Here is a 22,786-nt window from a genome sequence, read left to right on the forward strand (position 1 = left end):
CAGATGACTTTGATAACAGCTTATCAAAGTCATGTTGAACTAAGCGAAAGGGAAGTGAACACTTCACCCAACCCCACAGTAGCGCTCCATAGTTTAAAATTAAGACTATGGCAGTGTTGTACCTATTGAGCACAACCCCAGCAAATTGCTTAGATATACAATTTACTTCGGCAATTAGACCTTTCATTTTTGTTCATTGGCATCACCCCAACAAAAATTACTTTTTATAATTGCACCTCTACGTGCGACGACATTATCCACTATTGTTACTATAATTTAACAATAATATTACTAAGCTATCGCATCAGGTAGCCGCAATTGTACTCATAGAGATAAACATTGCAACATATCATTCTAAGAAAGTTCAATTAAAAGCTACCTTCTATCTTGAACCAATCAATAAAGTGACTCAGGTAATATTCCACTAATTACATATATAAAAAAGCTGTTTCAATTTATATATACATATTATTTTTACCTATAATATTCACTTATCAAAATTCAGTTATTCTTATTCGTTTTGTGTGTTTTAAAATAGATTTAATTACTTATTAAATGAAATATTATTTGTTTTATTTTAAACCACTGTTTATTATTAGGTAGTTAAATAAAATCATCTTGATGGGAAATATCATGTCAGAATTAACTAAAACTCTATTAAATATTCGTAGCCTCCGTGCATTCTCTCGTGAATTAACTCTTGAGCAATTAGAAGAAGCACTAGATAAACTAACTACAGTAGTTCAAGAGCGTCAAGAATCTGAAGCTGAAGAACGTGCAGCAAAAGCTGAACAAGAAGCAAAATTAGCAGCAATTGCAGAACAAATAGCAAAAGATGGTATTGATGTGGCAGATCTAATTGCAGCACTTTCTGGTGAAACTAAATCTAAAGGCCCGAAAGCAAAGCGTGCACCACGTCCTGCAAAATATAAATATGTAGATACAAACGGTGAAGAGAAGACTTGGACTGGTCAAGGTCGTACTCCTTCAGCTATCCAAGACTTACTGAACTCTGGAAAGTCTCTTGAAGATTTCGCTATCTAATTAATGTTTAATTGGTTTAAATAATAAAAAGGCTCCTACTAGGAGCCTTTTTGTTTTTTCACCTGTATCAGGTAGGTTATATTTAGAATATATACTCTACCTTTCCCAGTATGCTTCTTCCAAACTGTCTTCTCGTTCCGGCAAGCCTCTAGATAAACGAGGTGAGTGTTGAACTAATACCTCATAACTTGCTCGGTTTGAATATTTACAAACTTGTGAGAATGATGAGTAAGTTAAATATGAATGCTGATGCTTGCTCGAATTAGGTACATTCGATTTATGATATTTATTCGCCGCCATATCATGAAGCAATGCAGATAATGCTGCATCACCCGCCCCATTAGTATTCTTAATTTTCTCGGGTCCACCCATATAAGGTGCAATATGCGAATAAACTTTAATTGGGTTTAAACATGAATCCTTATGAGCTGGTCGACTAAATTCATAACGGTTAAATTCAGCAATAGAACCTGGTAATAGAGGCAAAGAAGTTTCACGCTTTGCTGAATCTTCCGTGTAACCAGCCATAAATAAGCCAACAGGACCCGCTGTACATAAAACCAAATCAACAAGATCCAAGGCTTTATCCGATGCGGCAAGGGGATCACTTTCACCAGTTAATGCTTCAGCTTCATCCTCATTCATCGCAACAACGCTCACATGTTGCTCTAGAAAGTCTTTCCAAAAATCAGGATCATCTTGAATAACAAATTTAGTACCTAAAGTTAGTACAACAGGTACATCGTATTTTTTAGCGTACTCAATTGCTTGCATTGTTGCTTCCGGCATTGGATCACCAGGTTTACAACGAACCAAATATGCAGTTAAAACCAAAGCAGAAGCATTTTTGAATATTTTCTCAGGAATGGTTTCGGGTTGAAGTTGATTCATTTGACCTTCGCTGATTGCAAAAGTACGTTCACCATCTTCTGTTATTAAAGCAAAACAACGACCAATGGCACCATCCACCCCTTGTAAATGATTCAGGTCCATTCTGCTTGATGTATTACATAAATAGCGGTAACCATAACTACCAATTTTAATATCTTGGCTCATTACACCCAATAGTGTTGAACGATCATCCGCCAATACTGAGTAGTTGTGTAATGTATTACCAATTGTTCCACCTGCATATTCATTGGTAATTAAACAGCTCTCTTTAAGCTCTTGGTATAATGCTTCAGCTGACTTGTCATCAATAACAAGTGAGTGCCCTTTGCTTAGACCATACTTTTCAATGAGGTCAGTACTCACCTTAGCTTCAATATCAACCAATGTTTGGTCAATACCGATAATATGCGTACGAGACATTTTCTTACTTTCATGCGCTTGGCTTACTAGCGGATCACGAGCATGAACAGGAAAATAATGCTTTGATTTACGTTGTCCAGGAAATTTCATAGGGTCAGTCTAAGTCAAGGGGGAAATAGGGGGCGGATTTTACCGCGCTATATTTAACGCGGCAATCTTTGAAACTATAGCAAACGTTTGCTCTATGTTTTTTTTATTCACCTTCCATGAAGCTTAAATCTGGTAGCATATCTAAATGCTCTTTATAGCGCTTTTGATTGAACTCAGCGCCATTTTTCATTACATCGAACACTTCAATAGCAAGTGCACACGCCATCGCAGCAATTGCATCTTCACGAGGTGTCCCTGTCATCATTAATCGCATCAACGTTTCTTTTACTGTAACTGGCTGGCCGTCTTCTAATTGATTTTCAATAATTTCAATTAACTGCTCTTCTTGCATAAATTCGTTTTGTTCAGACATTTTTTCATCTCAGGTCTTGGATTTCGTGCGACTATGCCACATATACTTCTGACATCCTAGCGAGTCACCTCGCCTCATGAGATTCCTCAAGAAAGTCAGCGCACTATTTGCGCAATTGAAACTGTGATTCTGGTCTCGGATCTGTCACGTTGTTTCTCTTTCTGATAGAATCTGCGACCAAGTAATTGTAACGGTGTTTAGACATGTCAGATATCAGCTCTGGAAACAGCGAAAAGAAAGTAATTGTCGGTATGTCCGGCGGTGTAGATTCGTCAGTATCGGCGTATCTTCTTCAGCAACAAGGCTATCAGGTAGAAGGCCTTTTCATGAAAAACTGGGAAGAAGACGATAACGAAGAATACTGCACAGCAGCTGAAGATCTTGCTGATGCACAAGCGGTATGTGACAAGTTAGGTATTCATCTACATACAATTAACTTTGCTGCAGAATATTGGGACAACGTATTCGAATATTTCCTAGAAGAATACAAAGCAGGTCGAACGCCTAATCCAGATATTCTTTGCAATAAAGAGATCAAATTCAAAGCATTCTTAGAGTTTGCGGATGAAGTGCTAGACGCAGACTACATTGCAATGGGTCATTACGTTCGCCGTACTTTCCCAACTCAAGAGCAGCTAGATGCTGGCGAAAAACCCGAAATGCTACGTGGTCTTGATGGTAACAAAGACCAAAGCTACTTCTTATATACATTAAGCTCTGATCAAGTTGCTCGCAGCCTATTCCCTGTTGGTGAATTAGAGAAGCCTGAAGTGCGACGCATTGCTGAAGAGCAAGATTTGATCACGGCTAAGAAAAAGGATTCAACTGGTATCTGCTTTATCGGTGAGCGTAAGTTTACTGAATTTTTAGGTAAGTACCTACCCGCTCAGCCTGGTAATATTGAGACACCAGAAGGCCAAGTTATTGGCCAACACCAAGGTCTTATGTACCACACTCTTGGTCAACGTAAAGGTCTACACATTGGCGGTACTAAAGGTGGTGGCGGTAATGAAGAACCATGGTTTGTTGGCGAAAAAGATTTAAAACGTAATGTGCTAATTGCTGTTCAAGGTAAAGATCACCCTCTTCTTAAGTCTGAAGGGTTAATTGCTTCGCAATTACATTGGGTCGACCGCGCAGCAATTACCGATGTTATGAAGTGCACGGTAAAAACACGTTACCGCCAAACTGATATTCCTTGTACAATCATCCCTATTGATGATGAGAATATTAAAGTCATTTTTGATGAGCCTCAAATTGCTGTGACACCAGGTCAATCAGCAGTATTTTATCAAGGTGAAGTTTGCCTTGGTGGCGGTATCATCGAAAAACGCATCTAATACAATAATTCAACAAGGAGTTACTACGTGGCTAATACACTTTATGACCGCACCATTGCGTTTGCTGGAATATGCCAAGCTGTGGCATTGGTTCAACAAGTTGCGAAAGACGGTCACTGTGATAACGATGCCTTCGAAGCCTCTCTCAATGCAATTTTAAATATCAACCCAGTCAATACTGTGGGTGTATTTGGTCGTGAAGCGAACCTAAAGCTAGGCTTAGAATGCCTAGTAAAAGGGATTGATAGTACTCCTGCAGGTAGTGACATTACCCGCTATATTATTAGCTTAATGGCGCTAGAGCGTAAACTTTCGGGTCGCAATGATGCGATGTCTCAACTGGGTGATCGTATTCAAATGGTTGAGCGACAAGTTGAGCACTTTGACTTATTTGATGAGCAAATGCTCAGTAATCTTGCAAGCATCTATTTAGACGTTGTCAGCCCAATAGGCCCTCGAATTCAAGTTTCTGGAACACCTTCAGTGTTACAGCAGACTGCCAGCCAGCATAAAGTAAGAGCTTTGCTTCTTTCTGGTATCCGAAGTGCGGTACTTTGGCGCCAAGTTGGCGGCAAACGTCGCCACCTTATTTTTGGTCGTAAGAAAATGATCGAGCAAGCTCAGATCCTTTTAGCAAGAATTTAATTTTTAGCTCGCTTAATTGCGAGCTTCTTTATTTCCCCCTAACTTATTTAAATATCTAGGAGATTCACATGGAATTGTCAGCATTAACTGCTGTGTCACCTGTAGACGGTCGCTACGGAAGTAAAACAATTTCTCTACGCAGTATTTTTAGTGAGTACGGCTTACTAAAGTACCGTACTGTTGTTGAAGTTCGCTGGCTTCAAAAATTAGCTGAAACGCAATCGATTGCGGAAGTGGCTACTCTAAGCGCAGAAGCGAACCAATTCTTAGATAACATCGCTGCTAACTTCAGCGAAGAAGATGCAATGCGTATCAAGGAAATTGAACGCACAACAAACCACGATGTAAAAGCAGTGGAATACTTTCTAAAAGAGAAAGTAGCAGACGTTCCTGAACTTCACGCGATTAATGAATTCATTCACTTCGCTTGTACTTCAGAAGATATCAACAATACTTCGCACGCTCTTATGCTTAAAGAAGCTCGCGATACTGTTATTCTTCCTGAAATTCGCAACGTTATTGATGCGATTAAGGCACTGGCTTCAGAATACCGCGATATTCCTCTTCTTTCTCGTACACACGGTCAACCAGCTTCCCCATCTACTATGGGTAAAGAAATGGCGAACGTTGCGTACCGTATGGAACGTCAATACAAGCAAATCGAAAGCGTTGAGATTCTTGCGAAAATCAACGGTGCAGTAGGTAACTACAATGCTCACCTATCTGCTTACCCTGAAGTTGATTGGCACCAATTTAGCGAAGAATTCATCACTAAATCTCTTGGCGTAACTTGGAACCCATACACAACTCAAATCGAACCTCACGATTACATCGCAGAGCTTTTTGACGCAATTGCACGTTTCAACACTATCCTTCTAGACTTCGACCGTGACGTTTGGGGTTATATTGCTCTAGGTCACTTCAAGCAGAAGACAATTGCTGGCGAAATTGGCTCTTCAACAATGCCGCACAAAGTTAACCCAATTGACTTCGAAAACTCTGAAGGCAACCTTGGTCTAGCTAATGCTATGTTCAGCCACCTTGCACAAAAACTTCCTGTATCTCGCTGGCAGCGTGACCTTACTGACTCTACAGTTCTTCGTAACTTAGGTGTTGGTGTGGGCTACGCTATCATAGCTTACACTTCAACTCTGAAGGGTATTAGCAAGCTAGAAGTTAACCGTGAAGCGCTACTTGCTGAGCTAGACAAAAATTGGGAGGTATTGGCAGAACCAGTACAAACCGTTATGCGTCGTTACGGCATTGAAAAGCCATACGAGAAGCTTAAAGAGCTAACTCGTGGTAAGCGTGTAGACGGTGAAGGCATGCGTGCATTTATCGATGGTCTTGAGATTCCAGAAGACGAAAAAGTTCGTTTAAAAGAGATGACGCCAGCTAACTACATCGGTCAAGCAATCGAGCTGACTGACAAGCTGTAAGATTCGACTTTCGAATAGTAACTTTCAAAGGCTTCCTATATGGAAGCCTTTTTGTTGCACTGAATAAACCGTATAAAAAGAACACTCTGATTAAAGAAGACAAAGTGCTTTTTCCTAGTTTACCCTACTCTCCTCAATCCATTTAATGGCGTAGCTCGCTGTAACCAAAACCCGTACTCCTTGAATACTTGTTTTTTGGACGCCTAGATCAAAAAAGGCCTCCAGAAGGAAGCCTTTCAATTACATATTGTCGCCTAGTGACTGTAAATTACTAAATGATTACATGTTACGTAGTGACTCAATACGCTTATCTAACGGTGGGTGGCTCATTAGCAGCTCACTAAGAGATTTCTTACCGTTGATACCAAACGCCATCATAGAGCCTTCTAGCTGTGGCTCATGACTGACTTTTAAACGCTCTAACGCAGCAATCATCTTCTCTTTACCCACTAATTGAGCTGCGCCAGCATCTGCATAGAATTCACGATGACGGCTATACCACATAGTGATAAAACTAGCTAGGAAACCAAATACCAGTTCAAGGGCGATGGACACACCAAAGTAAACCATCATGTTGCTGCCACCTTCTTCCTCGTCATCGTTCGACGCAACAATATTCGCAATAAAGCGAGACAAGAAAATAACGAACGTATTCACAACACCTTGCATTAATGTCATCGTGATCATGTCACCGTTCGCAATATGGCTAACTTCATGCGCTAACACGGCTTCAGCTTCATCACGAGTCATGTTATGCAGTAGCCCCGTAGAGACTGCGACAAGTGAATCATCACGCTTTGCTCCCGTTGCAAATGCATTAATGTCTGGAGAGTCGTAAATCGCAACTGTCGGCATACCAATACCAACTTGCCCTGCTTGGCGACTCACTGTTTCCATTAACCAGTGTTCTGTTTCATTTCTAGGACTTTCAATGACCGAACCACCAACTGAACGTAATGCCATTTTTTTTGACATTAACAGTGAAATAAATGATCCACCAAAACCAAATACAGCAGCCATCACCAATAGTCCAGATAGGCTACCTGGCTGCATCCCCGTTACAGCATAAACAATATTCAATACAATACTTAGTACCAATACAACCGCTAGGTTGGTTGCAAGGAACAACATTACTCGCTTCATTACTTTTCTCCGCATGAAAGCTGTTTTTTATTAAAACTTATCGTTATAACAAGAAGACTACCAATTGGTAACACTCTCGAATATTTATTACTTATACATATAGTCTAAGATTTAGAAAACAAGGTTAAGCATTAAATTGCAACATTTGATTACGAGACTACATTCCATTAACTTTTGTCTATTAGACCTAAGTAGTATGGCGATGATAAAACAATCAGTCTAGAGTAGCAGCCATGTTAATGATTGGCTTGTCCATGTAATAAAAGGAAAGATCATGGCTGAAGGGAATAGCTTCCAAATGGCAATAGATTTACTGTGCTGCCATTTAGGTATATCTGAAGAAGAAGCAAAAAAGCAGATTGGCGTTCAACCTACACAAGATATCCAAACACATATATCTGAAACCCAACAAGCACTAATGGGTTTAACTCAAGACAGATAATCCTATTAAAATGAAGGGTTCAACTTCAATTCTGACCCTTCATTTAACTTCCACGATTAGTCTAATCAAAATAATCTTTAGCCAACAAGTCACACTGTTCGCGCAATGCTTTAATAAAAGAATCTTGTTCTAAACCAATGGTATAAAACAAACTAAAAGGTACTTTAAAATCATTACAAAGTAAGCCCGTTTCTTTCTTTTGTATCACGCCCTTCCGCACACCATTTTCTGCCGTATGATTAGGAAGCAACGCCCACCCTTGCTCTTGAAGCAACTGCATGATTAGCTCGCTACTACTCACAACACGTGTACAGTAAGAGAATGCTTTTATAACTCCCTCTGCTTTTAACGCGTTTTCACTCAAATATTGAACTTCTAACTGCGCATCTTCAAGGTCAAACGTCGATTTTGCCGCCAATTTAGAATTCGACCCAACATATAACCCATAATCGACATACCCAAGATGTTGATAATAGGCGGGGAACATCAATGAGATTGAACCTTTTGCTGGGAAGAAAGCAAAGTCTAACTTTTCGTTTTTCAATTCCTCGAGCCCAACTTCACGGTTTCTTGCTAGCCAATTAATACTGACCAATGGAAAAGATTTTGCAGCCCATAACTCAATGTATTTCAAAAAATCAAAAGGAAAGTCAATGTCATAGCCGATATTGAAATGTGTTTTTGAGTCGTTAAATAAAAAGTTACTTATTTCTGCCAACTTACTGTCTTGTCGAATGACTAAAATAGCATGTGGATAGAGTTTTTCTGCGGCAGGGGTTTCGACGGCTTTCCTCCCAACTATAGTAAAAAGTTCATAGCCTAAAGAGTCTTCGTAAGATTTAACCAATTCACGAATAGTCGTACGGTCTTTGTTTAAACGGCGTCCCGCAGCACTAAACGAATGTTCCTCATAGACAGCGACAAAGCTCGCAATTGTTCCAATGTATGCATACAACCTCTTGGACGTAAAACCCCATCATAAGTGGTTTTATAGAGTGCTAAAGTCCAATCATAATTACCAGAAGTATTTCTTACTTCTTACAGCTATGACTTCAAATAAAAGAACAATAAATTCAAACCTATTGGCACAATTTAATGCCCCAATTTTAAAGCAGCTCTTTGCTCTCGCACTCCCTATAACATTACAAAGTATCTTTTTTTCTAGCAAAGGAGTGATTGACCTAATCATGATTGGTCAATTGAGCGAAAATGATATCGCAGCCGCAGGAGTTGCAAGTAGAGCCTTATTTGTGGCAACAATTATTATCTCAGGCGTAACCACTGCTGGAGCAATCTTAATTGCTCAATACTTTGGAAAAAAGACCACCTAGGAACCAAAAGAGGGACTGCATTAACTTGGTTACTATCAAGTTTGCTCGCCTTAGTACCTTTTGCTGTTCTTGCGCTAGCAAGCACTCAGGTCATGGCGATATCATCTAGTAATAATGAAGTTCAAGCTTTAGGCTCTCAATATCTTGTGGTTACAAGCTTTAGTTTATTGTATATAGCATTTACCGGTAGCATCGCAGCTTACCTTCGCTCCATCCATCAAGCCTCAATCAGTCTATATTTGAGTAGTATTGGTATTATTCTCAATATTTTACTTAATTGGGTATTCATTTTTGGACACTTTGGCGCTCCACAAATGGGATTGAAAGGTGCGGCTATTGCCACATTAATCAGCAGCGTGTTCGAAGTTGTTATTACGATTATCTATCTAAAACTCAATAGATACGTAACCTTGTTTGACTCTTCCGATATCAAGCAAGCTTTACAGTTCCCCTATATAAAACAGATGACTTATTTGGCATTCCCTACCACCGTGAATTTTACATTATGGGCTGGAGGTTTATTTGCCTATACCTCAATCATGGGACAGGCAAGCTCTGAAGGTTTGATTGTTTTATCTATCATTACGCCGATTGAAGCATTATCGCTTAGCTTTTTGATCGGTATCGCCAACGCCTCTGCCGTTATTATTGGTAACCATATAGGCGCAAAAGATTTTGAGTCTGCCTACCACCACGCTATTGTTTTCAATGTAGTCGCGATTTTGGTTACCCTTTGCGTGTCTCTATCCTTATATGCAATCAAAGATAACGTTCTCGATCTCTTCACTTCAATAAGTACGACTACTAGAGATCTATCCAATAAGTTCTATCTAATTCTATGTATCGGAATTGTTTTGCGATCACTCCCAACCATGATGGTTGTTGGCGTGTTAAGAGCTGGAGGTGATGTAAAATTCGGCCTACATCAAGATCTACTCACCCAATGGTGTTTCGGTATTCCTTTGGCTTCGATAGGCGCTTTATTAATAGGTTTAAACGCTGAATGGATCTTCGCCCTGTTTTTCTTGGAGACACTCTTCAAATGGTTTGCATGTATTCATCGGTTTAGAAGTAAAAAATGGCTGAACTACTTAGCCCAATAGAACACTTAATGTAAATAAAATTGAGATATAAAAATGAATTTAATCACCTTATATGAAGCTTATGGTCTCACTATCGCTACGCTACTTTTCATAGCAATTTATATATTTGTCCATATTAAGTACATTCGACACCATGAAGCACATAAACGGTTTCTAGAAGCTTTATGGGCATTAATGAAAAACACAATCCACGGCGAACATATTCGAACAATGGGTTATAAACCAGATAATCAAGACGATAAAAAATAATGTGCTAATACAAAAATAAAAACCGACTGTAAAAGCTACAATCGGTTTTTTTCGGGTTCAGTAGGCGAAGTCTATAGATTCAGAAGGGGGGAAACATCAATGTACTTACCAATGTTCTTAGACTCTGCTCTTGGCACATATGGGATTTCACCTAACTTCGGCGCACCTAGCTTGTCTTCAAGCATTGCAATAATATCTGCGTAATGTTCTGTTCCTGGGTTAATTCGGTTTGCTACCCAACCAATTAACTCTAATCCATCAGCACGAATAGCTTCCGCAGTCAGCAAAGCATGGCTAAGACAACCGAGTTTAATCCCAACAGTTAGAACCACCGGTAGTTTTTCTGCTTTTACCCACTTAGACAAATATTCGTCATCTGAAATCGGGACACGCCATCCACCAGCACCTTCAACTAATACGATGTCGGAGTTTTCTTTGTGCTCAGCCAATTTCTCACTTAAGATGCTTTCTTCGATTACCACTCCATCGTGCTTAGCAGCAATATGAGGAGAAGACGGAAGAAGCAACGCATAAGGGTTTACATCTTCATAAGCTAGATCTTGTGTAGCGGCTTCTTGTAAATGCAAAGCATCACTGTTACGTAAACCTTCTGGGTACTTTTCACACCCTGCAGCAACCGGCTTGTAACCAATTGTTGATAACTCTTTTGCAGCTAAAGCTTGAAGAATTGCCTTAGATACAACTGTTTTTCCCACTTCGGTATCCGTACCTGCAATAAATAATGCATCAATCATAATTTAATAACCCCTAAACAAACTTGATATGTTGCTGGTAAGAAACCTTGATGGCTTTGAAACTCTCGATATTCTTTCTCGACAAGTTGCAACATTCTGCGACTTGTTAAACCGTGTGAGCGACCACTTACATGAGTAGCCCCGATTCCCTTAAGGTCTCGCATCAACTCTAATGCAGTGTCGTACCAAACTGTGATAGAGGGCAAGTCTAGTTGATGAGCCTCACAGCTAGATTGCGCTAACGCAATTTTTACCTGATTCTCAGAAATAAAGTTATTAACGTGTTGATGTGTGTCAATTTTATTCCACGATTTTTGCAACTCAAACAGTGAGCCATCTAACAAAGTGGAAAATAAAACACTTCCTCCACGCTTCGTCACTCGTTTTATCTCACGTAAAGGTACAGATAAATCATCACACCACTGCAATGCTAAGCTTGAAAAGACAATATCGAAGCTTTGGTTTTCGAATGGAAGTTGTTCCGCATCTGCTTGCTGATAAGATGAAATCTGAACACCACACCTTAACTTCGATTGGTTTAGCATTTCTTGAGAAAGGTCCGCACATACTACATCTGCTCCCCTTGATAGTAATTGGTAAGAGAAGTAACCAGTACCACAACCGAGATCGAGCACTTTAAGCCCAGACAAATCATTAGGCAATTTGTCTAGTAATCGATGACCGACATCGCGCTGAAACTCAGCGTGTTTATCATAAGTGGTTGCTGCTTTGCCAAAAGCTTCAGCAATCGCACTCTTATCGTGGCCGATGTAATTATTCACTACTGCTTCTTGTGACATTTACTAAGCCCTATTATTTGTTTCGATCTTTGATTCAAAGCTTGATTCGATGTTTCGTTCGATAGCTTGATGCAATGAGCTTGTTAACTGAAGAACTTGTTTTTGAGTATGCCTTGCCGTTAGCGTAATACGTAAACGAGCAGTTCCAACCGGCACCGTTGGCGGTCTTATCGCGGTGACCCATACTTGATCACGCTTTAACTCTTCTGCAATAGATAATGCAGTTTTGGCTTCACCAACCACAAACGGTTTAATGGGAGTCTGAGTCTCGATAAACCCTTCAACACCACTCATCTGTTCTGAATAAGTGGCCCCAAGCTCAAAGAGCTTCTCACGACGCCACTCTTGCGTTTGAATCATTTGGCAAGCATAAGATAGAGCTACAGCTTGCGAAGGCGGCATTGCTGTTGAATAAACATGATGCCGAGCAAATTGAGTTAAGTAATCACCCAACTCTGCCGAACACAGAATAGCGGCACCAGAAAGGCCAAATGCCTTGCCAAAAGTCACGACCAGAATATCGGGCGTTATTTGCGCTACGTTGCAGCTCCCCGCCCCTTTTTCACCCAGCACACCAATGCCATGAGCATCATCAATGACGAGCCAGCTGTCGTATCGATTAGTAAGCTTAGATATCTGACTGAGAGGTGCTTGATCCCCATCCATACTAAACACACCTTCAGTCACTACAAGCGATTGAGGAGTTCGGTTCAGCAGCGAGTCTAGATGCTGTGTATCGTTGTGCTTAAAGCGTTTCATTGTTGCAGGGGAAAGCATACCCGCTTCCATCAAAGAAGCATGGTTGAGTTTATCTTGCAGCAGAAAATCGTCTTTCTCGAGAAGAGAGAACAACAAAGCTTGGTTAGCACTAAAACCAGAGCTAAATAGAATGGCACGTTCAAAGCCGAGCCACTCGCACAGCTGAGCTTCCAAATTTAGATGAGCAGGACTAAAACCAGAAACTAGTGGTGATGCAGCACTACCAGCGCCATACTGAGATAACCCTGTTTGCCATGCATCAACAAGTTCTGGGTCATTCGCTAAACCCAAATAATCATTGCTCGAAAAATTAATAAAATCTGAGCCTTCGCTGCGAAGCAAAGGGCCATTACTATTTTCGAGTACTTTAAGTTGACGACTTAACCCTTGCTCACGACGACGAACAAGGGCTTCTTTAATGCGAGATTTAAACAGTGGCATCGTAGAACATGTCATCTTTCGCTGGACGAGCAGCTACGCGCTCCACCACTTGATCTAACAGTTCATTTTCTTGAATTTCATCAGGCTTTTGAGCCACTTCTTGGCTGTTGATACCCAACTTTTTGAACAGCTGCATATCTGTATCTTCATCTGGGTTTGGAGTAGTCAGTAGCTTACAGCCATAGAAGATTGAGTTCGCACCAGCCATGAAGCACATTGCTTGCATCTGTTCATTCATGTTTTCACGACCTGCAGATAAACGAACCGCAGACATAGGCATCATGATACGAGCAATAGCAATAAGTTTAACGAAATCGAAAGATTCAACATCATCAACGTTTTCCATCGGTGTGCCTTTCACTTTCACCAGCATATTAATTGGTACACTTTCAGGGTGTACTGGTAAGTTAGCCAATTCCACAAGTAGCCCTGCTCGGTCATTAGTACTTTCACCCATACCAATGATACCGCCAGAACAAATCTTCATACCCGCATCACGAACATGAGAAAGCGTATCTAAACGATCTTGGTAAGTGCGAGTAGTAATAATGCTGCCGTAAAACTCAGGAGACGTATCAAGGTTATGGTTGTAGTAATCCAGACCGGCGTCAGATAATTCACCGGCTTGCTCTGGTGTCAACATACCTAGTGTCATACAAGTTTCTAAACCCATGCCTTTCACACCTTTGATCATGTCAGTTAGGTGAGGCATGTCGCGTTCTTTCGGGTTTTTCCAAGCTGCGCCCATACAGAAGCGAGTTGAACCAGCATTTTTAGCTTTTTGCGCCGCATCCAAAACACGCTCAACTTCCATTAAGCGTTCTTTATCTACATCGGTACGGTAGTGGGCACTTTGCGGGCAGTATTTGCAATCTTCAGGGCAAGCACCTGTTTTAATGGAGAGCAAAGTACTGACTTGCACGTGGTTAAGCTCTTGGTACTTTCTATGTACTAATTGAGCTTCAAACATTAAATCCATAAACGGTTTTTCTAAAAGAGCAGTTACTTCAGATACTGTCCAGTTATGACGAACTTCCACGTGTCGATCCTTATCTTTATTTAGTATTACAAGCTCTCATACTTGTGGCCTGCATTTATACTTGGCTAGTCTACCTACAACCATTAGACTGTCAACATAATGAGAATATTAAAAGTTTACATTTGATTGCTTTTTAATCGATAAATTTATGGAAGACACTATGGATCTCGCCTTTGATCGCCAGCATATCTGGCATCCGTACACATCGACTCTTACACCTCTGACCTGCTACCCAGTCACCAATGCCGATGGGGTTTACCTAGAATTAGAAGGGGGAAAACGAATAATTGATGGTATGTCATCTTGGTGGTCAACCATTCATGGATACAATCATCCTGTATTGAATGAAGCTGCACATAGCCAAATTGATAAGATGTCCCATGTTATGTTCGGTGGAATCACCCACCAACCAGCTATCGATTTATGCAAAAAGTTATTATCTTTATCCCCTAATAATTTAGAGCATGTTTTTCTTGCCGATTCTGGTTCTGTTGCTGTTGAAGTGAGCTTAAAAATGGCGCTTCAGTATTGGCATGCGAAAGGAACACCACGCTCTAAATTTTTGACCCTACGCGACGGCTACCACGGCGATACTTTTGCTGCGATGTCGGTGACAGATCCTGATAATTCAATGCACAGTCTGTATAAAGGCTTCTTACCTGAGCATATCTTCGCTGATTCGCCAAAAACTGGTTTTTGGGATGAATGGTCCCCTGATGACATCGATAGCTTTCGAGAAAAACTGGTCGTGCACCATGATGAAGTCGCAGCAGTAATCTTAGAGCCTATCGTTCAAGGTGCTGGCGGCATGCGAATTTATCACCCTGAATTCTTGAAACAAGTTCGCTTACTATGTGATGAGTTTAATGTTCTACTTATCTTGGACGAAATAGCTACTGGATTTGGACGTACAGGAAAACTTTTTGCTTGTGAACATGCAGACATTCAACCAGACATTCTATGTCTAGGTAAAGCGCTGACTGGGGGCTATATGACCCTTTCAGCGACGCTTGCTAGCAAAGAAGTTGCTGACACTGTATGTGGAGGTGAAGCCGGCTGCTTTATGCACGGACCAACCTTTATGGGTAATCCATTAGCATGCGCAGTAGGTGCTGCAAGTTTATCTATCATAGAGCAAGGTCATTGGCAAAATCAGACTCAGAAGATCGAACAGCTCTTTTCTGAATTACTCCCTCCTTTACGAGAAAATAAACTGGTTAGAGACGTTCGTTGGTTGGGCGCTATCGGTGTCGTTGAAACCCACACACCTGTCGATATGGAAACCATCCAAGCTCACTTTGTTGATCAAGGGGTTTGGATTCGACCTTTCGGGCGGTTGATTTATATGATGCCTCCCTTTATCACAAAGGCTGATGAACTCCTTGTTCTAGTTCGTGCTATTGAAACAGCACTACAAACACCTGAATGTTTTCAAAACACCTGATGTACATAATTAAGCTTTATAGCTCCTGCAATGGAAGATTAACCCATTAGAAAATCGTGTTTTAAAAGATAAATTGTGCTTTTGAAAGATATAAAAAAGCCCAGCATCTAGCTGGGCTTTTAAGTCATCATTCATGGTAATCGTAATAATTAACCGATGTGCGTTTCACCACCCATGTACTTCTGTAGTACAGCTGGTACAGCAATACGACCGTCAGCTTCTTGATTGTTTTCAAGAATAGCAACCATAGTACGACCAACAGCAAGACCAGAACCATTTAGCGTGTGTACAAGCTCAGGCTTCTTCTCGCCTTTACGACGGAAACGAGCTTGCATACGACGCGCTTGGAAATCCCACATGTTTGAACAAGAAGAGATCTCACGGTAAGTCTCTTGTGCTGGAACCCATACTTCTAAATCGTAAGTTTTCGCAGAACCGAAGCCCATATCACCAGTACATAAAATCACTTTACGGTAAGGTAGCTCTAGAAGTTGAAGAACTTTCTCAGCGTGACCTGTTAGTTCTTCAAGTGCAGCCATTGAATCTTCTGGCTTAGTTATTTGTACTAGTTCAACTTTATCGAACTGGTGCATACGGATAAGACCGCGAGTATCACGACCGTAAGAACCCGCTTCAGAGCGGAAACACGGAGTATGAGCTGTCATCTTAATCGGAAGGTCAGTTTCTTCGCTAATAGTATCACGCAGCATATTCGTTACAGGCACTTCAGCCGTAGGAATAAGTGACAATGTTTTTAGAGGAACGTCACTCACTTGCTCAGTCAGAGGGCTAGTGTGGAATAAGTCTTCACCAAATTTTGGTAATTGACCAGTTCCGAACAAGCTATCAGAGTTTACAAGGTAAGGAACGTACATCTCTGTGTAGCCGTGCTCATCCGTGTGAAGATCAAGCATAAACTGTGCAATAGCACGGTGTAGGCGAGCAAATTTACCCTTCATAACGATGAAACGTGAACCTGAAATTTTCACAGCACTTGCGAAATCCAGACCACCAGACATTTCACCTAGATCAACGTGATCTTTTACTTCGAAGTCGTAAGCTTTTGGCTCACCCCAACGAGAAATTTCAACGTTCTCATCTTCATTTGCACCGTTAGGTACTGAATCATCAGGCAAGTTTGGTACTGCTGATGTGATTTCATCAAGCTTAGTTTGAAGTTCAGCTAAAGAAACTTTTGCTTCATCAAGCTCTGCACCTAAGTTACCGACTTCAGCAAGGATACGCGCCGCTTCTTCATGTTCGCCTTTCGCTTTCGCTTGACCAATGGACTTCGAACGGGAGTTACGTAAAGCTTGTAGCTCTTCAGTTTTTACTTGAAGCGATTTACGCTTTTCTTCAAGTTCACGAATAGTCTCTACGTCAAGAGTGTAACCACGACGTGCTAATTTTGCGGCTGTTTCATCCAGCTCAGTTCGAAGTAATTTAGAGTCCAGCATTGCTAATCCCATGCTTTAGTTATTTGAATATTCAGCGAGTTAACCACTGAATTACTACTAAACCGCCTAAAATGGTTGTAAAACAATCAATTCCTGGCAATTTAATCTGAAGATAATGTAGATGTAACGATATCCAAAAAAGCCTAGTTTTCATAGCGCTTTTGTTGGCTTTTTGCGTCTAAATCCGCGAGGTAATCTAACTTCTCGCCGATTTTACCTTCTAAGCCCCGTTTTGTTGGAAAATAGTACTGCGTTGACCCCATCTCTGGCGGCAAGTACTTTTCCCCAGCAGCATAAGCTCCAGGTTCATCATGAGCATAACGATATTCTTGCCCATATCCCATGTCCTTCATCAAACTTGTTGGTGCATTTCGTAAATGATGAGGGACTTCATACTCAGGTAGGTTATGAGCGTCAGAAAGTGCTTGTTTCCAAGCTGTATACACCGCATTACTTTTAGGTGCACACGCTAAATAGACGACAGCTTGGGCGATAGCTCTTTCCCCCTCAGCAGGACCTATGCGTGTAAAGCAATCCCATGCCGACATGGCAACTTGCATAGCTCTTGGATCAGCATTACCAATATCTTCAGATGCAATAGCAAGCAAACGTCTTACAATATAGAGAGGGTCACAGCCAGCTGCTATCATTCGTGCAGACCAGTAAAGAGCAGCATCAGGGTTAGAACCGCGGATTGATTTATGGACGGCTGAAATCAAGTCGTACCAAATGTCACCTTTGTTATCAAAGCGGGCAACCTTTTCACCAGCCACTTCAGCAAGCAATTGAATAGTTATATCTTTTTCACCCTGCGCGTTGTCTTCTGCCATGTCATAAAGTAGCTCAAGATAGTTAAGCGACATACGAGCGTCACCGTTAACCAACTCAGCAAGGCGATCTAAGACGTTATCAGCAAAATCAGCCGGAACATCTCCAAGCCCACGCTGTTTATCTTCGATAGCTTGGCGAATGACTAGGGAGATATCATCTGTATTAAGAGAAGTCAGTTTGTAGACACGCGCACGTGATAACAAAGCGTTGTTTAACTCAAAAGAGGGGTTTTCTGTGGTAGCACCGATAAATGTCACTGTGCCATCTTCAATATGAGGAAGAAAAGCATCTTGCTGGCTTTTATTAAAACGGTGGACTTCGTCTACAAACAGGATTGTTTTTCTGCCTGCTTGCTTATTTTCTCGCGCTTTCTCTATCGCAATTCGGATATCTTTCACACCAGATGTCACCGCAGACACTCGCTCAACTTCTGCATTCGCATAGTTGGCAGCAACTTCTGCGAGGGTTGTTTTACCGGTGCCAGGCGGTCCCCAAAGGATCATTGAGTGAAGATTCCCCGCCTCTAATGCACGGCGTAATGGTTTACCCACGCCTAAAATGTGTTGTTGGCCAATATATTGCTCGACGGTTTCTGGTCTCATACGAGCAGCAAGGGGACGAAAATCTTCGTCCCCTGCAAAATCTAAGCTATAATTACTCACTGGCAGTCTCTTGAATAGTGAATGTCACCAATAACCCCCAACTATTAATTTCGTTGGTCATCAATTTCAACACCTTCAGGTGTTACAAAGGTAAAACGGTCTGATTTTGGTTTATCTAAACTGACATTATTAAAAACAAACTGCCCTTTTTGACCATCTTGCTCAATAACATCAAAACCTTTCACGATACCTTGCTCGGTGATGTGGATAAGGAAGTTACCTTGATTAGAATCAACGGCTGTTGGCGTTAATGTAAACAAGTCATCTTTTTGTACTACGTTATAGTTATCCCAATCACTTGGCTTATTACGCGTTAACAAAACGAAAGGAGTTTGAGCTGTCGCTTGCTCTTGCCAATAAATACTGACCTGCTCAATGAACGGACTGTAATACCATAGGCTTTGACCATCAGAAACTAAAAGGTTTTCATCAGGGAGCTTGGTTTCCCAGCGGAATAAGCTTGGTCTTGCAATATCAACCGTCCCTTCCCCTTCCATGACAATATCCCCGTCAGGGCTGGTTACTGTTTGTTTAAAATCGGCACTGAAACCATCATTTAATGCAAGTCGGCTATTGAGCTCTTCTTTTGGAGATGCGAAAACTGAAAAGCTCATAAATAAAAGTGCGAATATTTTTTTCATTAATGTTCCTATAGACAATAAGTTAATGATGATAGGTCACTACCACTTGGGTTTTGACCGACCTTGATAACACGAGTTCCTCGTTAACTTATTATTTTTCTGTCAAATTATTAATCTTTAGGGGGAGCCGGAGCCAATACTTCACGGTTACCATTATGCCCTGGAGTACTTACTATTCCCTGAGCTTCTAACTGCTCAACAATTCGAGCCGCTCTGTTGTAACCGATTTTAAATCTGCGCTGAACGCCTGATACTGAGCCTCGGCGTGAATGCACGACATGCTCCACAACTTGGTCAAACAGTGGATCAACATCTTCATCACTTTCCATTTTTTCGCCTGGAAGTAATGTTTCTGGAGTTTGATCACCATTAGTAATTTCATCAATATAATTTGGCTTACCGCGAGCTTTCCAGTTATTCACCACAGCATGCACATCATCATCAGATGCGAATGCACCATGAACCCTAGTGGTATGGCTTGAGCCAGGTGGTAAATAAAGCATATCACCCATTCCTAATAATGACTCCGCGCCACCTTGATCGAGAATAGTTCGTGAGTCCGTTTTAGTTGAAACAGTGAAAGCAACACGGGTCGGAATGTTTGCTTTAATTAAACCGGTAATAACATCTACTGATGGACGTTGAGTAGCAAGAATAAGGTGAACACCAGCAGCACGAGCTTTTTGTGCTAATCGAGCAATCAACTCTTCAACCTTTTTACCCACAACCATGATTAAGTCCGCAAACTCATCAACGATAACGACGATATAAGGTAGTTTTTCTAGTAATGGCGCTTCAGTATCCATGCTATCCCCTTCTTTCCAGAGAGGATCATGTATTGGATGCCCAGCTTCTGCTGCCATTTTAAGTTTATCGTTGTAGCCTTTTATATTACGCACACCAAGAGCAGACATAAGCTTATAGCGACGTTCCATTTCACCTACACACCAACGTAAAGCGTTTGATGCATCTTTCATATCCGTTACAACTTCGGATAGTAAGTGTGGGATACCTTCGTAAATCGAAAGCTCTAGCATTTTTGGATCGATCATTATAAAGCGTACTTCTTCAGGTGAAGCTTTATATAACATGCTGAGAATCATGACGTTAACGCCAACTGACTTACCAGAACCCGTTGTACCTGCAACTAGGACATGTGGCATTTTTGAAAGATCCGCTATAACAGCTTCACCAGCAATATCTTGCCCCAAAACGACGGTTGTTGGAGATGTGGCTTCTTGGAAAGCTGGGCTGCCTACAACGTCAGAAAAGAAAACCGTTTGGCGACTCATATTCGGTAACTCGAGACCCACATAAGGTTTACCTGGAATCACCTCTACAACACGCACAGCCAAAGCTGATAGCGATCGTGCTAAGTCCATTGAAAGACCGGATATTCGGCTAACTTTCACACCAGGAGCTAAATCAAGCTCAAAGCGCGTAATCACAGGACCAGGGAAGATATCAACCACATCAGCTTTGATTTTATAATCTGCCAATTTTGATTCAACCAAACGAGCGATAGATTCCAATGCATCTCGGTCTATAAAAGTTTCTCGCTTCTCCGGATGGAACAAAAGTTCTAATGTCGGAAGCGGCTCTGCTGGCTTAGGTAAATTCACATCTTTTTGGACTAAAAATGGGTTTTGCGTTGCTGCCATGTTTGCTTGTGCTTCTGACACAATATCTTGAAATGCAGCCACATCTTCATCTACGTTTTGATCTACATTATTAACCTGCTGATCATCACCAGTAACTTCTTCCCATGGTAGGCCTACTCCTTCCAAACTATTAGAAGGTTTTACTTCAGAATAATCATCTCGTTGCAGGTTAACATCATCAGCCAAAGGCTCATCGTCATAAGTAAATGATTCAGAAGCCATAGTCGCTTCTTTCGTATACTGAACCTGATCCACACCATCGCTTTCAATCGGTTCAATCGAAGAGATCGTAGGTTCTACATACTGCTGTTCTGGTGCAATTTGCTGCGTAACTTGTTCCAACCCATGTTCAGAAATAACAGGTTCAAACGAAGGAACATACGCTTCTTGTCTCGCCGTTTGGTTAGGATTAGACCGCGAGGGCTCATTAACATTTGAGCTAAAGTGTTCTGCATTATCTCCAATGCTAGTTTCAGTTCCATGGTTCCTATCTGTAGCAGCATCTGCAATATATTCTTGGTAGGCATCTTGAGAGGCTTGAGCTTCAAGGTGGTTTTGCTCTGCTAGATCGTCTTCATATATAGCAGCATGCTCTAACTCTTCTATAGTTGCATTCAACTGCTTTGATCGATCTTGTTGAAGTGATTCTGCATCTGCAGCAAATGCCTGAACTGTATTGGTTGCTGGCGATTCTGAATAAATTGGTTGAGTGGCTTGAGGACGCACAATAGGCTCTGATGCTTCAGATGGCATATGTATATTATATTGGCGCTTTTCAGTAACAGGCTCTTCGTCATAGAAGCTATCATCAGCCTTAAAGCTCTCATCATCTACCTCATCCTTGCTATATGGAGTATCAGGGTCGATGAACATTGGCTCTGCAATATTTTCTTCTAATCCATTTTGTCCATCTTCATGAGGTACCTCAGCTTCTGCTTCACGCAATTGAGGCTCTAGAACTTCTTCACTACTTCCTCGAATTTTATTCGCTAGCATTGCGAACAAATTAATAACACCTTCACCAAGACACTCAACAATACTTAGCCATGAGATGCCAGTCAGTAATGTGAAACCTGCCCCCCATAAAAATAACAACACTAATGTGCTGCCTAACACGTTAAGGGTAGGTAAAGCTAAACTAGAAAGCACATCCCCAACGACCCCACCAGATGAGAAGTACCAGATATCATCAAAGTTAATATCTGCCAGCCCACAGCTCGTCAAAATTAGCACTGTAAGACCAAGTAGCCTTGTCCCCCAAAGCATAAAATCTAGGGGTTCATCTTCGTTTCGGTTACGAAATAAAACCCAAGCAGCGATAGTCACTAAAATTGGTAAAGGGTAAGCAAGAGAACCGAAGGTAAAGAAAAGGGTATCAGCTAGCCAAGCACCAACGTACCCACCAGCATTCTGAATGTCACCACCCCATGCAGTTTGTGACCAAGAAGGATCGGCAGGATTAAACGTGAATAATGCTACAGCCAGTAGGATAGAAAAAAGTACACCTATAATAAAGCTGCACTCTTTTAAACGCTGGGTACCATCTAACCGAGGAGACTGAGGCTCTTCACTCGTTTTGATGATGGTTTCGACTTTATTGTTACTCTCTTTGAACATAAACCAACTTCTGACTGAGAATTAAATATTGAATGTAATCCACTTGTTTACATTAACAAGCTTTGAATAATCGATTTTGATAAAGGCTCTGGTTTACTGACTGGTAATCAAACATTTACAGAGAGCCAGCATTGATACAGACAATTCACATCTACTCTATAAATCAAAT

General features: G+C 41.2%; 21 protein-coding genes and 1 riboswitch. Of the genes, 9 read left to right on the forward strand and 12 right to left on the reverse strand.

Annotated features, from left to right (window positions below):
- Positions 1-71: 71 nt before the first annotated feature.
- Positions 72-249, reverse strand: a riboswitch (Lysine riboswitch).
- A 384-nt stretch (positions 250-633) separates the two neighbouring features.
- On the forward strand, positions 634-1,044 hold the full coding sequence (locus OCU78_RS08565) for an H-NS histone family protein (RefSeq protein ID WP_137372979.1): 411 nt from the start codon (positions 634-636) through the stop codon (positions 1,042-1,044).
- A gap of 96 nt (positions 1,045-1,140) precedes the next feature.
- On the opposite strand, the gene OCU78_RS08570 is transcribed toward OCU78_RS08565, so the two are convergent.
- Positions 1,141-2,445 (reverse strand): inosine/guanosine kinase, encoded by a 1,305-nt coding sequence (locus OCU78_RS08570; protein ID WP_137372978.1) that lies wholly within the window; start codon positions 2,443-2,445, stop codon positions 1,141-1,143.
- A gap of 103 nt (positions 2,446-2,548) precedes the next feature.
- Positions 2,549-2,818: a hypothetical protein gene (locus OCU78_RS08575; protein WP_137372977.1), complete on the reverse strand. Its 270-nt coding sequence runs from the start codon at positions 2,816-2,818 to the stop codon at positions 2,549-2,551.
- A gap of 203 nt (positions 2,819-3,021) precedes the next feature.
- Between OCU78_RS08575 and mnmA the strand changes: the two genes are divergently transcribed.
- From mnmA to purB, 3 genes are all read left to right on the forward strand, one after another.
- Entirely contained in the window at positions 3,022-4,158 is a 1,137-nt protein-coding gene (mnmA, locus tag OCU78_RS08580; protein ID WP_137372976.1) for a tRNA 2-thiouridine(34) synthase MnmA, read from the forward strand.
- Between the two features lie 27 nt (positions 4,159-4,185).
- The gene (gene hflD, locus OCU78_RS08585; protein ID WP_137372975.1) at positions 4,186-4,803 is read left to right on the forward strand and encodes a high frequency lysogenization protein HflD; all 618 of its coding nucleotides are present in this window, start codon (positions 4,186-4,188) and stop codon (positions 4,801-4,803) included.
- A gap of 68 nt (positions 4,804-4,871) precedes the next feature.
- Positions 4,872-6,242 carry an adenylosuccinate lyase gene (gene purB, locus OCU78_RS08590; protein WP_137372974.1) on the forward strand — a complete coding sequence of 457 codons (1,371 nt, stop codon included), beginning with the start codon at positions 4,872-4,874 and terminating at the stop codon, positions 6,240-6,242.
- 279 nt (positions 6,243-6,521) lie between these two features.
- Here purB and htpX read toward each other — a convergent pair whose 3' ends face one another.
- Positions 6,522-7,385 carry a protease HtpX gene (gene htpX / locus OCU78_RS08595; protein WP_137372973.1) on the reverse strand — a complete coding sequence of 288 codons (864 nt, stop codon included), beginning with the start codon at positions 7,383-7,385 and terminating at the stop codon, positions 6,522-6,524.
- 274 nt (positions 7,386-7,659) lie between these two features.
- Here htpX and OCU78_RS08600 point away from each other — a divergent pair, with 274 nt between their 5' ends.
- The gene (locus OCU78_RS08600) at positions 7,660-7,827 is read left to right on the forward strand and encodes a hypothetical protein (protein ID WP_167494016.1); all 168 of its coding nucleotides are present in this window, start codon (positions 7,660-7,662) and stop codon (positions 7,825-7,827) included.
- A 61-nt stretch (positions 7,828-7,888) separates the two neighbouring features.
- Here OCU78_RS08600 and OCU78_RS08605 read toward each other — a convergent pair whose 3' ends face one another.
- Positions 7,889-8,782, reverse strand: coding sequence for a LysR family transcriptional regulator (locus tag OCU78_RS08605; RefSeq protein WP_240701724.1), 894 nt, complete (start codon positions 8,780-8,782; stop codon positions 7,889-7,891).
- A 40-nt stretch (positions 8,783-8,822) separates the two neighbouring features.
- Here OCU78_RS08605 and OCU78_RS08610 point away from each other — a divergent pair, with 40 nt between their 5' ends.
- From OCU78_RS08610 to OCU78_RS08620, 3 genes are read left to right on the forward strand one after another with little or no spacing between them, the layout of a single operon-like run.
- The gene (locus OCU78_RS08610) at positions 8,823-9,158 is read left to right on the forward strand and encodes an MATE family efflux transporter (RefSeq protein WP_261856011.1); all 336 of its coding nucleotides are present in this window, start codon (positions 8,823-8,825) and stop codon (positions 9,156-9,158) included.
- A gap of 41 nt (positions 9,159-9,199) precedes the next feature.
- The gene (locus OCU78_RS08615; RefSeq protein ID WP_257217091.1) at positions 9,200-10,261 is read left to right on the forward strand and encodes an MATE family efflux transporter; all 1,062 of its coding nucleotides are present in this window, start codon (positions 9,200-9,202) and stop codon (positions 10,259-10,261) included.
- 33 nt (positions 10,262-10,294) lie between these two features.
- Positions 10,295-10,510 (forward strand): hypothetical protein, encoded by a 216-nt coding sequence (locus OCU78_RS08620; protein WP_137372972.1) that lies wholly within the window; start codon positions 10,295-10,297, stop codon positions 10,508-10,510.
- Between the two features lie 71 nt (positions 10,511-10,581).
- On the opposite strand, the gene bioD is transcribed toward OCU78_RS08620, so the two are convergent.
- The 4 genes from bioD to bioB are packed head-to-tail and all read right to left on the reverse strand — an operon-like array spanning position 10,582 to position 14,304.
- Positions 10,582-11,265 carry a dethiobiotin synthase gene (gene bioD / locus OCU78_RS08625; protein ID WP_137372971.1) on the reverse strand — a complete coding sequence of 228 codons (684 nt, stop codon included), beginning with the start codon at positions 11,263-11,265 and terminating at the stop codon, positions 10,582-10,584.
- Positions 11,262-12,065, reverse strand: a complete 804-nt coding sequence (gene bioC, locus OCU78_RS08630) for a malonyl-ACP O-methyltransferase BioC (protein ID WP_137372970.1) — start codon at positions 12,063-12,065, stop codon at positions 11,262-11,264. The genes bioD and bioC overlap by 4 nt, the downstream gene beginning before the upstream one ends.
- Positions 12,066-12,068: 3 nt before the next feature.
- The gene (gene bioF, locus OCU78_RS08635) at positions 12,069-13,265 is read right to left on the reverse strand and encodes an 8-amino-7-oxononanoate synthase (protein ID WP_137372969.1); all 1,197 of its coding nucleotides are present in this window, start codon (positions 13,263-13,265) and stop codon (positions 12,069-12,071) included.
- Positions 13,252-14,304, reverse strand: coding sequence for a biotin synthase BioB (bioB, locus tag OCU78_RS08640; protein WP_137372968.1), 1,053 nt, complete (start codon positions 14,302-14,304; stop codon positions 13,252-13,254). The genes bioF and bioB overlap by 14 nt, the downstream gene beginning before the upstream one ends.
- A gap of 160 nt (positions 14,305-14,464) precedes the next feature.
- Here bioB and bioA point away from each other — a divergent pair, with 160 nt between their 5' ends.
- Positions 14,465-15,748, forward strand: coding sequence for an adenosylmethionine--8-amino-7-oxononanoate transaminase (gene bioA, locus OCU78_RS08645; RefSeq protein ID WP_137372967.1), 1,284 nt, complete (start codon positions 14,465-14,467; stop codon positions 15,746-15,748).
- Positions 15,749-15,897: 149 nt separating this feature from the next.
- Here the strand turns inward: bioA and serS are convergent, their stop codons facing one another.
- From serS to OCU78_RS08665, 4 genes are all read right to left on the reverse strand, one after another.
- A complete protein-coding gene (gene serS, locus OCU78_RS08650) occupies positions 15,898-17,205 on the reverse strand; it encodes a serine--tRNA ligase (protein ID WP_137372966.1) in 1,308 nt (435 codons plus the stop codon).
- Between the two features lie 143 nt (positions 17,206-17,348).
- The gene (locus tag OCU78_RS08655) at positions 17,349-18,704 is read right to left on the reverse strand and encodes a replication-associated recombination protein A (RefSeq protein ID WP_218941005.1); all 1,356 of its coding nucleotides are present in this window, start codon (positions 18,702-18,704) and stop codon (positions 17,349-17,351) included.
- A gap of 38 nt (positions 18,705-18,742) precedes the next feature.
- Entirely contained in the window at positions 18,743-19,339 is a 597-nt protein-coding gene (gene lolA / locus OCU78_RS08660) for an outer membrane lipoprotein chaperone LolA (RefSeq protein ID WP_137372964.1), read from the reverse strand.
- Between the two features lie 110 nt (positions 19,340-19,449).
- Positions 19,450-22,617 carry a DNA translocase FtsK 4TM domain-containing protein gene (locus OCU78_RS08665; protein WP_137372963.1) on the reverse strand — a complete coding sequence of 1,056 codons (3,168 nt, stop codon included), beginning with the start codon at positions 22,615-22,617 and terminating at the stop codon, positions 19,450-19,452.
- Between the last annotated feature and the right edge of the window lie 169 nt (positions 22,618-22,786).

Source organism: Vibrio gallaecicus (assembly GCF_024347495.1).
GTDB lineage: Bacteria > Pseudomonadota > Gammaproteobacteria > Enterobacterales > Vibrionaceae > Vibrio > Vibrio gallaecicus.

Excerpts from the sequence above, each read along its gene's own strand:
- htpX (WP_137372973.1), bottom strand. The coding sequence starts at position 7,385 with ATGAAGCGAGTAATGTTGTTCCTTGCAACCAACCTAGCGGTTGTATTG.
- OCU78_RS08570 (WP_137372978.1), bottom strand. The coding sequence starts at position 2,445 with ATGAAATTTCCTGGACAACGTAAATCAAAGCATTATTTTCCTGTTCAT.
- purB (WP_137372974.1), top strand. The coding sequence starts at position 4,872 with ATGGAATTGTCAGCATTAACTGCTGTGTCACCTGTAGACGGTCGCTAC.
- OCU78_RS08565 (WP_137372979.1), top strand. The coding sequence starts at position 634 with ATGTCAGAATTAACTAAAACTCTATTAAATATTCGTAGCCTCCGTGCA.
- OCU78_RS08575 (WP_137372977.1), bottom strand. The coding sequence starts at position 2,818 with ATGTCTGAACAAAACGAATTTATGCAAGAAGAGCAGTTAATTGAAATT.
- OCU78_RS08600 (WP_167494016.1), top strand. The coding sequence starts at position 7,660 with ATGGCTGAAGGGAATAGCTTCCAAATGGCAATAGATTTACTGTGCTGC.
- mnmA (WP_137372976.1), top strand. The coding sequence starts at position 3,022 with ATGTCAGATATCAGCTCTGGAAACAGCGAAAAGAAAGTAATTGTCGGT.
- OCU78_RS08620 (WP_137372972.1), top strand. The coding sequence starts at position 10,295 with ATGAATTTAATCACCTTATATGAAGCTTATGGTCTCACTATCGCTACG.
- bioD (WP_137372971.1), bottom strand. The coding sequence starts at position 11,265 with ATGATTGATGCATTATTTATTGCAGGTACGGATACCGAAGTGGGAAAA.
- serS (WP_137372966.1), bottom strand. The coding sequence starts at position 17,205 with ATGCTGGACTCTAAATTACTTCGAACTGAGCTGGATGAAACAGCCGCA.
- lolA (WP_137372964.1), bottom strand. The coding sequence starts at position 19,339 with ATGAAAAAAATATTCGCACTTTTATTTATGAGCTTTTCAGTTTTCGCA.
- OCU78_RS08665 (WP_137372963.1), bottom strand. The coding sequence starts at position 22,617 with ATGTTCAAAGAGAGTAACAATAAAGTCGAAACCATCATCAAAACGAGT.
- bioC (WP_137372970.1), bottom strand. The coding sequence starts at position 12,065 with ATGTCACAAGAAGCAGTAGTGAATAATTACATCGGCCACGATAAGAGT.
- bioA (WP_137372967.1), top strand. The coding sequence starts at position 14,465 with ATGGATCTCGCCTTTGATCGCCAGCATATCTGGCATCCGTACACATCG.
- bioF (WP_137372969.1), bottom strand. The coding sequence starts at position 13,265 with ATGCCACTGTTTAAATCTCGCATTAAAGAAGCCCTTGTTCGTCGTCGT.